We start from the raw sequence: 14560 nt of genomic DNA, 5'->3' as shown, positions 1-14560 counted from the left end.
AGGAGGTGCTTCATGGCAGAGGGACAGATTCGCCAATCGCTAAGCGGGTTCTATGACGTGTTTAGTGATGGCGAGATGTATCGAACCCGGGCCCGGGGAAACTTTCGCAAGAAGCGGGTGACACCCTTAGTGGGTGATCGCGTACGCTTTGAAAGCTCGTCTCCCAAGGAAGGGTATATTTTAGAGATCCTACCGCGGGATAACGCGTTAACACGACCGCCCGTGGCTAATATTGACCAAGGCGTTGTGGTGACGGCGGTCAAGGCGCCGGACTTTTCGACGAACTTGCTGGATCGGCAATTGATTGCCTTAGAAGTCAGTCGGATTCAACCGGTGATTTATTTCACCAAAACGGACCTGATTGACGATGAACGGTATCAGGAGTTTGAAGACTTGGCGGCGGCCTATCGGCAGTTAGGGTATGCCGTGTGTCTGACCCGCGAACCCTTTGCGTCGACCGGATTGGACCAGCTACGCGAGTTGTTGGCGGGCCAAGAAACGGTCATTATGGGTCAGACCGGTGCGGGCAAGTCAACACTGTTGAACCACATCGCACCGGAGCTGACGTTAGCAACCGGCGAGATTTCGACGGCCCTGAACCGGGGACGGCATACAACCCGGAAAGTTAGTTTGATGCCGGTTGCCGGTGGGTTAGTGGCTGATACGCCGGGATTCTCGTCGTATGATACGCTGACGATCGATTACCGCGAACTGGGACAGTATTTCCCTGAATTTCGTCGGTTGGCGCCAGATTGTCGTTTTCGGGGATGTGTACACGTCAACGAACCGGGCTGTGCGGTCAAGGCCGCATTGGCTGCGGGAGACCTGTTGCAGAGCCGGTACGACAACTACTTGCAATTACTCACGTTGTTACAGAACCAAAAACCTGTTTATCACAAAAAGAAATGAGGAAGAGAAGTTATGATTAAAGTAGCACCATCAATTTTAAGCGCAGATTACGTGAACCTCCAACCAGATATCGAAAAGGTTGACCGTGGGGGTGCGGAAGTTCTGCACATCGACATCATGGATGGTCAATTCGTCCCAGCCTTGTCTTATGGTCCCGGATGGGTCAAGGCAATTCGGCCTATCACCAAGATGGTCTTAGACGTCCACATGATGGTCCAAAACCCAGAACGCTACGTGGATGACTTTGCTAAGGCGGGGGCCGACATCATCGGGGTCCACGTGGAAGCAACGCCACACATTCACCGTGCCTTACAGATGATTCAAAACGCTGGTGTGACGCCAGAAGTTGTCATCAACCCTGGGACGCCGGTTAGTCAGATCGAACCCGTCTTGGACATGGTGGGTCAAGTCTTGGTCATGACGGTCAATCCGGGCTTCGGGGGCCAAAAGTTCCTGCAGAGTACGGTTCAAAAGATCGCACAACTAGACGCAATTAAGAAGGAAAAGGGCTACAACTTCGACATTGAAGTCGATGGTGGGGTCAATGATAAGACGGTAGTTGAGTGTGCGAACGCCGGAGCTACGGTTGCCGTTGCCGGTTCCTACGTCTTCAATGCGGATGATCCCGTTGCCCGGATCAACGCCTTAAAGGACGCCACTAAATAATGCCTCAGGGTGGAACGTTCAATCTCTTGGTGGGCGGGCCTAAGGCCAATTGGCCGCAGACGTTGACCGACCAAGAGATTACGGGCCCCTGGATTGGGGTCGACCGGGGAACGTTGCGGTTGATTGGGTTGAATATTCAGCCGGTAGCGGCCATTGGGGACTTCGATTCTTTACAGGAACCGGAGTTACAATTAGTCCGGCGGAACGTTAAGGACATCCGACAAGCGCAACCCGAAAAGGATTTTACGGATACGCAGATGGCGGTCATGGTGGCCTTTCGGGACTACCATGCGGATCGCGTCGACATTTATGGGGCTACTGGTGGCCGCTTAGACCACTTCATGGCCAACCTCTTTTTGGTCTTGGAGCCGCAGTATAAAAAATATGCTAACCAGATTCGGTTGATTGATCGGCAGAATACAATCACTTTCTATTTACCGGGCCATTACCGGCTCCAAAAGGAAGCTGATAAGAAGTATCTGGCGTTCATTCCATTAACACCGATCGATCACTTGAGCTTATTTGACGAGAAGTATCCGCTCCACGATGAACCGATTCCGTACCCGATTTCCTTCGCCAGTAACGAATTTATTGGGGAGACGGGAACCTTTCAGTTCGACACGGGACTACTGTGTGTGATTCAGAGTTGTGACACCTACGAAGCGCGCCACGAATAGGAGCGTTCAAGCGACACTTAAAACACCCTAAAATTGGCTCTGTAAAACCCAAGCGGTTTTACAGAGCCTTTTTGAGTGGCAGTGGAATAGGTGAGCTGAAGCTTGCCCTTGGCCCACCCCGTGGTGATGGCCGTCCTCACGGCTTACGATTGTGTCACCATAGTGGAACATGATGCGCTATCAGGTCGTGGGACCCAACTGGTAAGGCGGATGATGGGTACAGTCGGCCTTTGGTCGCACGTTTCAACACCGTATTGTTATCGTTAAGAAAAAAAGTCCGGTCAGACGGGGATGTCTAACCGGACTTTTTTTGAAACTGATTTTGGCTAGGAAAACGGGGTTAGAATCAAAAAAAGACGTCATTCAGATCACCATCTGAATAACGTCTTTAATCTTATAAGTCGGTTTTAGTTTAACCTAAACCCGAGTTACCTTACCTGATTTCAAGGTCCGAGCAGAAACCCAAACCTTCTTTGGCTTACCGTCCACTAAGATGCGAACCTTTTGCAAGTTCGGCTTCCAAGCACGACGAGTTGAGTTCAGGGCGTGGGAACGCTTGTTACCGAAGCGCGTCCGCTTGCCGTTAAGAAAATCCTTTGCCATGGCGTAAACCCTCCTTTGTGGATTTATTACTTTTTAAAAAGCAGTGCTTTTTACTCACCTGACTAATTTACCATACTCTTTGAGGGAACGCAATATTTTCTTTCAAGGAAATTTACTTGACAGTCAATTACTGCTACTGCCCGCTTTTCAGTGTTCCTATTTCTATTTTTTAGCAGGTTGTGGTAAGATTAATTTCTGTTAAGATTCTATTCTTTGACAAGGAGGCTATTTCCATGGCCGTAAAGATTAAGACTCAGTACGGAACAATTGATATTACCAATGAAGTAATTGCGACCGTAGTTGGGGGTGCCGCGACTGATAATTATGGTGTCGTGGGCATGGCAAGTAAGAATCAGCTGCGGGATAACGTGAACGATATCCTGCGACGAGAAAATTACGCGCGGGGCGTTGTGGTTCGCCAAGAAGACAACGGTGTCGCAATTGACGTGTATGTGATTGTCAGCTACGGAACTAAGATTTCGGAAGTCTCCCGTAACGTTCAATCCAAAGTGAAGTACAACCTTGAAACGATGCTCGGGGTAACTGCTAATTCAGTTAACGTGATCGTGCAAGGGGTGCGGGTGTTGGCTGACTAGCCAGACGTGCTAAAATCAAGGAGGATACTTAGTTGAAAGTAACAGAAATTACTAATCTTGAGTTTGGTAAGATGGTTCAGGCCGCCTCGCAAAAACTAAACCAAAATGCTGATTTTATTAATTCATTAAACGTGTTCCCAGTGCCTGATGGTGATACGGGAACCAATATGAGTCTGTCGCTGCAAAGTGGGGCCAAATACGAACGCGATGCCGATACCACGGCCGTGGGCGCTTTGGCGGTCGCTTTGGCCAAGGGCTTGTTGATGGGTGCTCGGGGGAACTCTGGGGTCATCTTGTCCCAGATCTTCCGGGGCTTTTCGAAGAAACTGGCCGACAAGCAAACGCTGACGGCGCAAGACTTAGCCGACGGGTTTGCTGCAGGGGCGGAAACGGCCTACAAAGCCGTGATGAAGCCGACCGAAGGGACCATTTTGACGGTGGTTCGGGAAGGTGCCCAGGCGGGCTTAAACGTCGCTAAAGATTCCGATGACATTTTGGCCGTGATGGATGCCGTCTATCAAGCTGCCAAGGCGGCTTTGGCTACCACGCCAGATCTCTTGCCAGTCCTGAAACAGGTTGGGGTCGTCGACTCCGGTGGTCAGGGCCTCACGTTTGTGTTAGAGGCCTTTGACGATTCACTGAATGGTCGGGTCTCCGAAACCGCGGACTACCAGCCCGATGATGCCGAGATGGACGAAATGATTGATGCAACGCACCATCAAAGCGTACAGGGTAAGTTAGACCCGAACAGTATCAAGTATGGGTACTGTACGGAAATCATGGTCCGGATTGGCCGCGGGAAACAGGTCGACCACAAATTCGACTACGATACATTCTATGACTACCTGGCTAAGTTAGGGGATTCCTTACTGGTCGTGAACGATGACGAAATCGTTAAGGTTCATGTGCATACGGAACACCCTGGTAAGGTCATCGCTTGGGGTCAAGAATTCGGTGACCTGGCGAAGGTCAAGGTCGATAACATGCGGATGCAACAAGAAACCATTATGGAACACGACGAAGAGAAGGCACCGGAGGCTGCTCCAGCAGCCCCTGAAGCGGAAGAGGCACCGGAGACGGCGATTATTGCCATTGCTGCCGGAGACGGCTTAGCGACGCTCTTTAAGAGCCTAGGTGTGACGCACGTGGTCAATGGTGGGCAAACCATGAACCCAAGTACGCAAGATATCGTGGATGCCATTCACGCGTCTAAGGCTAAGCGAGCCATTGTGCTGCCGAACAACAAGAACATTTTCTTAGCTGCTGAGCAGGCCGCACAAGTTGCTGATATTCCAACGGTCATCGTTCATGCTAAGACGGTTTCGCAAGGGATGACGGCGATGTTGGGGTACAGTCCGGATGCTAGTCTGGAAGATAACCAGACTTCGATGGAAGATAATTTGACCACGGTCAAGAGTGGTCAGGTGACCCACGCGATTCGCGACACCCAACTAGATGGCTTTGAGATTAAAGAGGGCAACTACATGGGGATCGTCGACGGCACTATTAAGGTGACGGATGCCGATCTGTTGACCACGGCCGTTGACATGGTCAAGGCGATGTTAGATGATGATAGTGAGATTGTCACCATCATCTATGGTGCGGATACCACCGCTGAAGTCGCCGCTGATTTACAACAACGGGTTTCAGATTTAGATGATGACCTGGAAACAGAAGTTCACGAAGGAGACCAACCGGTTTATCCATTCTTGATTTCGGTGGAATAACGAAACAGGCCCGAAAAGATTGGACAGCCGTCCAATCTTTTTTCACATCTAAGACGATTTTGAACGTTGCGTGAACGGAAAACTGAGAGGAGGACCCCGGATGGCAAGTTTAAGTGATTCAGTAGGAAGTTTAAGTGGCGTGGGTCCTAAGCGGGTCCAGGCCCTAAAAGATCTGGCGATTGAGAACGTCAATGACCTGTTGACCTACTTTCCGTTCCGTTATGAGGACCTGCAGGCCAAGGATCCAGCGGAACTCACGGATCAGGCCAAGGTGGCCCTCAAGGGGACCGTGGCGGCTGAGCCCGTGTTGACCCGGTTCGGTCGTAAGAAGAACCGGCTGAACTTCCGGCTGTTGTTGGATGACCACACGATTATCCCGGTGACGTTCTTTAACCAGCCTTGGCTGCGGGATCAGATTGAAGCGGGAAAGTCACTAGTGGTGTATGGGCGGTTCGATGCGAAACGCCAAAGTATGGCGGGCATGAAGCTGCTGACCAGTGCGAACGGTGCGATGGGGTCCATCTATCCGGCCAATAAGGAGATCCGGCAGGCCACCATCAAAAAATTGGTGACACAGGCTTACGAGGCCTATGAATCGGTCATCGTTGACCTGATTCCAGAAGCGATTCGCGCGCAATACCGGTTGTTGCACCGGAAGCAGATGATTCACGACATGCACTTTCCGGCCGATGCCACCGCTGCCCAAGCTGCACGGCGGACGGCTAAGTTCGAAGAATTTTTCTTATTTGAATTGCGCTTGCAGATTGTGAAGCGCCAGGACCATACGTTGCGGGGCCAGGCGCTCCCCTATGATCTGGCCGAGCTAAAACGATTCATTGCGAGTCTGCCCTATGAACTCACGGCGGCGCAGAAGAAAGTGGTTAACGAGATCTGCTATGATTTAAAGCGACCGCTTCACATGAACCGGCTCCTTCAAGGTGATGTGGGAAGCGGGAAGACGGTGGTCGCGGCCATTGGGATGTACGCAGCCATTACTGCCGGGACCCAGGCCGTCTTAATGGCACCGACCGAAATTCTGGCCGAGCAACATGCTAATAATCTGGCCAAGCTATTTGCGGATTTTCCCGTCAACGTTGCGTTGCTGACGGGAGCGACCAAGCCAGCGGCGCGGAAAGTTTTGCTGCCCCAGATTGCGAATGGTGAAGTGAACTTAGTGGTGGGAACGCACGCCCTGATCCAACCCGAGGTCCACTACCACCACTTAGGTTTAGCGGTGATTGACGAGCAACACCGTTTTGGGGTCAATCAACGGCAGGCCCTACGACAAAAGGGGGCTCAGCCCGATATCTTAGCGATGACGGCGACCCCGATTCCCCGGACCCTAGCGATTACCGCTTACGGGGAGATGGATGTTTCCGTGATCAATGAACTTCCCGCAGGGCGTCAGCCGATTCGGACGGTTTGGATTCGTAGTAATCAAGAAGCCAGTATGTTGCGTGAGGTCAAAGCTGAACTTGCGGCGGGGTCGCAGGCTTACGTGGTCACGCCCCTAATTGAAGAATCTGAGGCTGTCGACATGAAGAACGCGGAGGCCATCTATCAACGGTTCCAGGCTCAATTCGAGCCACAGTACCGGGTGGGACTCCTGCACGGACGCATGAAGAATGACGAGAAAAACGCCATCATGGACGCCTTCAAAGCCAACGAATTTCAGGTGCTGGTCGCGACCACGGTGATCGAAGTCGGGGTCGACGTCCCGAATGCGACGTTGATGATGATTTACGATGCCGACCACTTCGGCTTAGCTCAGCTCCACCAGTTGCGGGGCCGCGTTGGTCGGGGGAAGAAAGCGTCGACCTGTATCTTGATTGCGGACCCTAAGAACCAGCTTGCGATTGAGCGGATGACCACGATGACCAGTACCACGGACGGGTTCGTGCTGTCCCAAAAAGATTTGGAACTGCGGGGACCCGGGGATGTTTTGGGACGCAAGCAGTCAGGGGTTCCCGAGTTTAAGGTGGGGGATCCAGTGGCCGACCTCAATATTTTGAGTGTCGCGCAGCAGGCCGCCAAGTCCGTGGTTGACCAGGACGATTGGGCGAACCAGGATGCTAACTTACCAGTGGCGGCCTACCTGACCACCACAGCGCACCAGACCACGACGATGGATTGAATAAAGGAGATTGCAAAAAATGAAGATTGCCGTAGATGCAATGGGTGGCGACTACGCCCCCGACGAAATCGTAAAGGGTGTCGAACTCGCCCGGGATGCTTACCCGGACTTAGAGTTCCTGTTATACGGACAGGCCGATAAGGTCCAACCCCTGCTACAAGATACCACGCGAATCACGCTAAAGCCGGCCGAAGAGGTCATTGCCATGGGGGATGAGCCGGTGCGGGCGGTTCGACGCAAGAAGCACTCGAGCATCGTGTTAGCCGCTACGGCGGTCAAGGAAGGGGAAGCCGATGCCTTCTTCTCAGCAGGGAATACGGGTGCGGTCTTAACGGCCGGGTTATTGATCGTGGGACGGATCAAGGGAATTGACCGTCCGGGTCTGACCACGACCCTCCCGGTTTTACGGAAGCCGGACCAATCCAGCTTTGTGATGTTGGATGTCGGTGCGAATGCCGATACGAAGCCCTTCAACGTGGTCCAGTACGCCATCATGGGCCAGTACTATGCACAGTCGGTCATGCACGTGGCGCATCCCCGCATTGGGCTCTTGAATAACGGGACCGAAGCGGATAAGGGCGACAAGGCTCACCGGGCGATTCATGACACCTTAGCGGGCATGGACGATATTCATTTTGTGGGGAACGTTGAGTCCCGAGAACTCTTGAACGGTGCGGCGGACGTGGTGGTAACGGATGGCTTCACGGGTAACGCGACGCTCAAGGCCATCGAAGGCACCGCCCTCTCGATGCTCAAGCTGATCAAGGGTGAGATTATGAGTGGCGGCCTAGGAGGGAAGCTGGGTGCCAGCATGTTACGGCCAGTCTTTCACCGGGTCCGCGACGCCATGGACTATTCCCAATACGGCGGTGCCGTGCTGTTGGGCTTGAAGGCTCCCGTGGTCAAGACGCACGGCTCGACGAAGGCGGAGACGGTCAAGAATACCATGGGCCAGATTCATGAATTACTGGCCACGGACAGTTCCCGTCAGATGATTAATTACTTTACGGACCACGCCGAACAAATGGCGGCTTTAAAGGAAACCTTGAAGTAGCCCCCTAAAGAATCTGCTAGACAAGCCTTTGGAAAACGGCTAAACTACTATTTGAATACTGTGAGCGAGGGATAGCAAATGACGAGATCAGAAATTTTTACTAAAATTGCCGATATTATTGCGGACCGTTTCGAAGTTGACCGCGATCAGATCAATGAGCAATTAAACTTTAAGCAAGATTTAGATGCCGATTCAATTGATTTTGTGGAATTCGTCTTGGAATTAGAGGATACGTTTAATGCCGAGATTTCTGACGAAGATGCCGAGAAATTAAATACCATTGGTGAAGTGGTTGACTACATCGTCGCCCATCAAGAACAAAAATAGTTACTGAGCGAGTCCGGGCCGCAACCTTTCGTCCCGGGCTTTTTCAATCTTAATAAGGAAATGAGGAATCGCACGTGATTGTTGGATTGAATCAAGAATTAGCCGAACGGTTTGATATCCATATCAAGGACCAATCCCTGCTGGATGAAGCCTTTACGCAGGCTTCGTATGTGAATGAACACCCGAACCAGGGACTGAAATTCTACGAACGTATCGAATTCTTGGGGGATGCGGTGATGCAGTTGGTGGTCTCCAACTACATCTATCGGCGTTATCCTCAGATGCCCCAAGGCCGGTTGACCCGGTTACGGGCTGCCATGGTCAATGAGAACAGCTTTGCTAGTTTTGCGCGTGAGTGTCACTTTGACCAGTATATTCGACTGGGTAAGGGTGAGGAAAAGGCGCAAGCACGGCAACGTGACTCGCTGTTATGTGATATCTTCGAATCTTTCATCGGGGCACTGTACCTGGACCAGGGACTGGATGCTGTGGTGAAGTTCGTCACGCAGGTGGTCTTCCCTAAGTTGGATGAAGGCCGGTTCGACGAGTTCTTTGACCACAAGACGGAGCTGCAGGAGCTGGTCCAACAGAACGGTGCCGTAGCCATCGACTACCGATTAGAGGATGAGCAAGGGCCGGATAACGACCTGGCCTTCAAAGTGGCCGTGTACGTTAATGACCAGTTATTAGGCGAGGGGACTGGTCACTCCAAGAAGCATGCGGAGCAGAACGCTGCACGTCACGCACTAGAAAATTTGAAAGCATAGTAAGGATGACTAACGATGCGGTTAAAGACATTAGAGATTAGCGGGTTCAAGTCCTTTGCGGACAAGACCCGAATTGACTTTTTGCCGGGGATGACCGGCATCGTCGGTCCCAATGGAAGCGGGAAGAGCAATATTGCGGAAGCCGTTCGTTGGGTATTAGGGGAGCAGTCCGCTAAGAGTTTGCGGGGGAGCAAGATGCCTGACGTGATCTTCGGCGGCTCGACCGACCGACATGCCTTGAACCGCGCGGCGGTGGCCATTACCCTGGATAACAGTGACCATTACTTGAAGAGTGCCTATACCGAACTCACGATTAGCCGGGTACTTTACCGGTCCGGGGAAAGTGAGTACCTGTTGAACGGACAGAATTGTCGGCTTAAAGACATCACCGAACTTTTAATGGATTCGGGGATGGGCCAAGATTCGTTTTCCATCATTTCTCAAGGACGAGTCGAAGCCATCTTCAATAGTAAGCCGGAAGATCGGCGGACCATTATTGAAGAAGTCGCGGGGGTGTATAAGTACCGTAAACACAAGGAAACGGCTCAGCACGAATTAGACGGGACCATGGGCGACCTGCACCGGGTCGAAGATATCATCGCCGAACTGGAGGGCCGCTTAGAACCACTTGAACGGCAACGCAGTCTGGCCCAGGACTACCTCGACCAGCAAAAGAAGTTTGCCGTTTTGGACCGTACCCAGTTAGTGCGGCAGTTACACACCGAATTGAAACAAAAGAAGACGGTGGATGCGCAGGTGGTTCGTAAGCAGGCCCAAGTTGCTAATTACCAAGCCGCTCAAAAGGACCAGCAACGCGTGGTCCAGCAGCTTAGTGAGCAGCAGACGGACTTGTTAGCCCAGAAGGATACGTTGCAAGGCCAATTGGTCGCCGCGACGCAGCGGGTCGAACAGTGTCAAGGACAGGTTAACCTGTCGGCAGAACAACGGCGGCACGTTGAGGATCAGCGCCAACGCTTAGCGACCCAGTTGACGGCGTTGCAGCAGCGCCAACAGCATTTAGCTGATCAGCTGGCCGCGGGCGAGCAATCGCTCAAGGAACTACGTCAGCAGATTGCGACGTGTCGGCGAGAGATCAAGGAGTTGCGACAGGAGACGGCTGATAAGCGGGTCGCGGAACTGCGGGATCAGTTAGAAACGTTGCGGGCCGATTACTTTGACCAGAAGCAACAAGTCGCCAACTGGCGGAACCAACGGCAGTACTTACAACAGGACCAGGACCGCCAACAGAAGCGTAGTCAGCGGTTGACGGGACAGCTACAGGAATTGCGGACGGCTGCGGCAACGGCGAAGGCGAAAGCCACGGATCTAGCGCAGCAGGCTACAGCAGTTCAGGAGCAGTTGTCCCAAGCCGAGCAAGCCTATGATGCGGCAGCTGGAGAGTTTCAACAGCACCAGACCACGTATCGGCAGTACCAACGGCAGTGGCAATCAGCGTTGGGCGTGTACCAGCAAGCCAAGACTAGGGCCGCTAACCTACAAGCGTCTGCCGCAGAATACGGGGGCTTCTATCAAGGTGTCCGGGCAATCCTCCGGCAACGGGACCGGTTAACCGGTTTGATTGGTGCGGTGTCAGAATTATTAAAGGTGCCGACGCAATTCACCACCGCCATTGAGTATGCCTTGGGCGGTCAGCTGCAACACGTGATCGTTACGGATGAAGCTGCGGCTAAGGCGGCGGTGGCTTACTTGCGTGAACAACGGGCTGGTCGGGCGACATTTCTGCCCCTGACCACGGTCCGGGGACGCCAAGTTGATCGGACGACCTTGGCCCAACTTGCCGATGTTCCGGGTTTCTTGGGCGTCGGGAGTGCCGTGGTCACGATTGACCAGCGAGCGCAGGGCATCTTAACGCACCTATTGGGGACAACGTTACTGGCGCAAGATCTGGATGCGGCGGTCGCCATTAGCCAGCGGGTCCATCACCGTTATCGGGTGGTCAGCCTAGCTGGTGACGTGGTCAGCGCCAGTGGGGCGATTACCGGTGGTCAGAACCGGAGTAATCGCACGAGTGTCTTGCACCAGCGACAAGAGCTCCAGAAGTTGGAAGCGTCATTAACGACCATGCAAACCCAGTTGCGGGACCAGGAACAAAAGGTTCAAGCGGCCCAAATGGCCATGCAGACCAGTGAGGCCCAGCAACAAGATTTACAGGCCACCATCAACGACGTTCAACCACGTTGCCGCCAGCTCAATGAAGCGTTAGCGGCGGCGGAAACGGCCGCGAAGCAAGCGGACCGCCAGCTACAGGCGGCACAGGTAGAGATTCAACAGGCTACGGATGCGGATCAGGCCACGCAAGCGGCCACGCTGGAAACGCAAATCAAGCAAGGTCAGGCGCAGATTGCTGAGCAAGAAGCGCAACAGCAGAAACTTCAGGCTAAGATTAAGATGGTGACGACCCAGCAGTCTAGTCAGCGCGAGGTTTTGACCTCTAAGCAGACCTGGTTAGCGGGCGCCCAAGAGCGGTTACAGCAACAGGAACAAAATCAAAAAGATCGCCAGGCGACTCAGCAGGCGACCCAGCACGACTTAGCCCAGGTCCAGGCGCAACAACGGGACCTGGTCGCCGCTAAGTCCTTAACACCGGAAGCTGCTCAGCAACAACTAGAGCAGGCACAGACGCAGCGAAAGGACGTTGAACAACGCCTCCAGACCATCAGCGACCAGCTGACGACGGTAAACGATCAAGCGACCCAAGCCGCAGCGGACAATGATCGGACCACGGGGCTCTTGCAGGTCGCAAACGATGATTTGCAGCAGGCCCAGGTCAAGCAGACGCAGCTGTCTTCCTTGATTGATCAGCAACAGAATCAGCTATCGGAGAAGTATCAGATGAGTCTTGCGGCGGCGGAAGCGGATGTTAGCGACCTGCCGGCGGATGAATTAGCGGTTCAGTTGAAGCTGTTGAAGCGCGGATTAGATGAGATCGGACCGGTCAACCTGAACGCCATTGAGGAGTACCAGACCGTCCACGATCGCTATACGTTCCTGACGCAACAGCGGGATGATTTGTTAACGGCTAAGGAACAGCTCACCACGACCATGGCGGAACTGGATGGCCAGGTCAAGACCCGTTTCCAGAAGACGTTTACCCAAATTGCGACGAAGTTCAGCGAGACCTTCCAGCAGATGTTTGGTGGGGGTAAGGCCCAACTGGTCTTAACGGATCCCCATGACTTATTGACCACGGGGATTGATATCATGGCACAGCCACCGGGCAAGAAGTTCCAGAACATGGGCTTGTTGTCGGGGGGCGAGCGGGCTTTGACCGCCATTACGTTACTCTTTGCCATTCTTCAAGTTCAACCAGTACCATTCTGTATCTTAGATGAGGTGGAAGCGGCGCTCGATCCGGCGAACGTGACCCGGTTTGCCCGCTATATGCACCAATTCCAAGATCAGACGCAATTTATCGTCATTACGCACCGTAAGGAAACCATGGTGCAAGCCAATGTATTATACGGGGTGACGATGCAAGAATCCGGGGTGTCCAAGATGGTCACCGTGGATCTTGACCAACAGACCACTTCGGAAGGGAAGCCAGCATAATGGGATTATTTGATATCTTTCGTCGCCGAGCGAAGAAGTCGGCAACACCGACTAGTGAGGCATCAGTCACCGAACAGTCACTGAGTAGCACAGACACTAGCCTTAGTGACAGCAGTGTGTCCGCTAGTGTTAGCGCCAAGCTTGCGTCATCAGTGTCCGCCAGTCAGGGAGGCCAGGTGTCTGCTGTAGAAGCACCCCAGACACTGACGACGGACTCAGGCGTCGCCGCACCGACTAGCGCTGCACCGGCTGAAAGCCAAACGAGTTTAGCAACCAGCGTCGCGGATGAGACGTCTGCGGCCGAAGAGGCCACGAGTACCGTCACGTTGACTAGTGAAGCGACACCTTCTGTGACCTCAGAGGTGGGGTCTGCCCAAACGCTAAGTGACACCGGAGACACAACGGAAACTAGTGGCAGTGACGCCCCGCAGGAAGCGGTGGCGACTGAGGCATCGACGACTCCGGAAGTTGTGGCGGCTGAAGAATCTAAAGACACGCCCGCCGCACCCGCTGAGCCGACCAGTGAAGCCAGTGATGAGCAACTTTATGGGAAGGGTCTGGAGAAGACCCGCCACACGTTCGGGGAACGCCTGAACGCCTTGCTGGCGAACTTCCGGCACGTCGATGAAGGCTTCTTCGACGACCTCGAAGAAACGCTGATTGGCGCCGATGTGGGTTTTGACATGGCGGTGAAGTTGAGTGACGAGCTGCGGGATGAAGTAAAGCTGCAAAACGCTAAGCGGTCCCAGGACGTCCAAAACGTCATTGTTGAAAAGATGGTCGAAATCTACGACCAGGCCGGGGAAAAGGAAGAAAGTACCGCGCTGAACGTTGCATCGGACGGACCGACCGTAATCCTGTTTGTCGGGGTCAACGGTGTCGGGAAGACTACGACCATCGGGAAGATGGCTCACCGGTACCACCAGGATGGGAAGAAGGTCCTACTGGCGGCGGCCGATACGTTCCGGGCCGGAGCTACCGAGCAACTGGATGTGTGGGCTAAGCGCAGCCAGGTCGATATCGTAAAGGGGAAGCCGCAATCTGATCCAGCAGCGGTGGTCTTCGACGCGGTCAAGAAGGCTAAGGCCGAAGATTATGATATTTTATTCGTAGATACGGCTGGTCGGCTGCAGAACAAGGTCAACTTGATGAACGAGCTGTCGAAGATGAAGCGGATCATCACCCGGGAAATCCCAACGGCCCCCCATGAAGTTCTATTGGTTCTGGATGCGACTACGGGACAAAATGCGTTGACCCAAGCTAAGCTGTTTAAGGAATCAACGGACGTTACGGGAATCGTTTTGACTAAGTTGGACGGAACGGCCCGTGGGGGAATCGTGTTGGCGATTCGCAACGAGCTGCACGTTCCCGTCAAATTCATCGGACTTGGGGAACAGATCAACGATTTGCGACCGTTCAATCCAAGTGAATTTGTCTACGGCTTGTTCAAGGGCTTGATTGACCCGGCGGCTTTAGGCCAGAAGTAGGGCGCTTAACGCTTTAGAATAGAGTTTTTAACGGGTATGGCGG

General features: G+C 53.3%; 12 protein-coding genes. 11 read left to right on the top strand and 1 reads right to left on the bottom strand.

Features of this window, described 5'->3' with window-relative positions; genetic code table 11:
• The first annotated feature begins 12 nt into the window (after window positions 1-12).
• Genes rsgA through FD30_RS02120 form a run of 3 tightly spaced genes read left to right on the top strand, consistent with a single transcriptional unit; the run spans window position 13 to window position 2252 of the window.
• On the top strand, window positions 13-909 hold the full coding sequence (gene rsgA, locus FD30_RS02130; RefSeq protein ID WP_056943715.1) for a ribosome small subunit-dependent GTPase A: 897 nt from the start codon (window positions 13-15) through the stop codon (window positions 907-909).
• Between the two features lie 12 nt (window positions 910-921).
• Window positions 922-1575 (top strand): ribulose-phosphate 3-epimerase, encoded by a 654-nt coding sequence (gene rpe, locus FD30_RS02125; protein WP_024746461.1) that lies wholly within the window; start codon window positions 922-924, stop codon window positions 1573-1575.
• Complete coding sequence (locus FD30_RS02120; protein WP_056943714.1) at window positions 1575-2252, top strand: thiamine diphosphokinase; 678 nt, start codon at window positions 1575-1577, stop codon at window positions 2250-2252. The genes rpe and FD30_RS02120 overlap by 1 nt, the downstream gene beginning before the upstream one ends.
• Before the next feature lie 417 nt (window positions 2253-2669).
• Here the strand turns inward: FD30_RS02120 and rpmB are convergent, their stop codons facing one another.
• Window positions 2670-2855 (bottom strand): 50S ribosomal protein L28, encoded by a 186-nt coding sequence (gene rpmB, locus FD30_RS02115; protein WP_024746459.1) that lies wholly within the window; start codon window positions 2853-2855, stop codon window positions 2670-2672.
• Window positions 2856-3088: 233 nt separating this feature from the next.
• Here rpmB and FD30_RS02110 point away from each other — a divergent pair, with 233 nt between their 5' ends.
• The 8 genes from FD30_RS02110 (at window position 3089) to ftsY (ending at window position 14517) form a co-directional block, all read left to right on the top strand.
• Complete coding sequence (locus tag FD30_RS02110) at window positions 3089-3451, top strand: Asp23/Gls24 family envelope stress response protein (RefSeq protein ID WP_024746458.1); 363 nt, start codon at window positions 3089-3091, stop codon at window positions 3449-3451.
• Window positions 3452-3483: 32 nt separating this feature from the next.
• Window positions 3484-5178: a DAK2 domain-containing protein gene (locus FD30_RS02105; RefSeq protein ID WP_056943713.1), complete on the top strand. Its 1695-nt coding sequence runs from the start codon at window positions 3484-3486 to the stop codon at window positions 5176-5178.
• A 100-nt stretch (window positions 5179-5278) separates the two neighbouring features.
• The gene (gene recG / locus FD30_RS02100) at window positions 5279-7312 is read left to right on the top strand and encodes an ATP-dependent DNA helicase RecG (protein WP_056943712.1); all 2034 of its coding nucleotides are present in this window, start codon (window positions 5279-5281) and stop codon (window positions 7310-7312) included.
• 19 nt (window positions 7313-7331) lie between these two features.
• The gene (gene plsX / locus FD30_RS02095) at window positions 7332-8366 is read left to right on the top strand and encodes a phosphate acyltransferase PlsX (protein WP_024746455.1); all 1035 of its coding nucleotides are present in this window, start codon (window positions 7332-7334) and stop codon (window positions 8364-8366) included.
• A gap of 78 nt (window positions 8367-8444) precedes the next feature.
• Window positions 8445-8693, top strand: a complete 249-nt coding sequence (gene acpP / locus FD30_RS02090) for an acyl carrier protein (protein ID WP_024746454.1) — start codon at window positions 8445-8447, stop codon at window positions 8691-8693.
• 74 nt (window positions 8694-8767) lie between these two features.
• Window positions 8768-9460, top strand: a complete 693-nt coding sequence (rnc, locus tag FD30_RS02085; protein WP_056943711.1) for a ribonuclease III — start codon at window positions 8768-8770, stop codon at window positions 9458-9460.
• Between the two features lie 15 nt (window positions 9461-9475).
• Window positions 9476-13030 carry a chromosome segregation protein SMC gene (gene smc / locus FD30_RS02080; protein WP_056943710.1) on the top strand — a complete coding sequence of 1185 codons (3555 nt, stop codon included), beginning with the start codon at window positions 9476-9478 and terminating at the stop codon, window positions 13028-13030.
• Window positions 13030-14517: a signal recognition particle-docking protein FtsY gene (ftsY, locus tag FD30_RS02075; RefSeq protein WP_056943709.1), complete on the top strand. Its 1488-nt coding sequence runs from the start codon at window positions 13030-13032 to the stop codon at window positions 14515-14517. The genes smc and ftsY overlap by 1 nt, the downstream gene beginning before the upstream one ends.
• The last annotated feature ends 43 nt before the right edge of the window (window positions 14518-14560 follow it).

This window comes from Levilactobacillus namurensis DSM 19117, assembly GCF_001434785.1.
GTDB classification, from domain to species: domain Bacteria; phylum Bacillota; class Bacilli; order Lactobacillales; family Lactobacillaceae; genus Levilactobacillus; species Levilactobacillus namurensis.
This window is presented reverse-complemented; position numbering and strand designations above follow the sequence as displayed.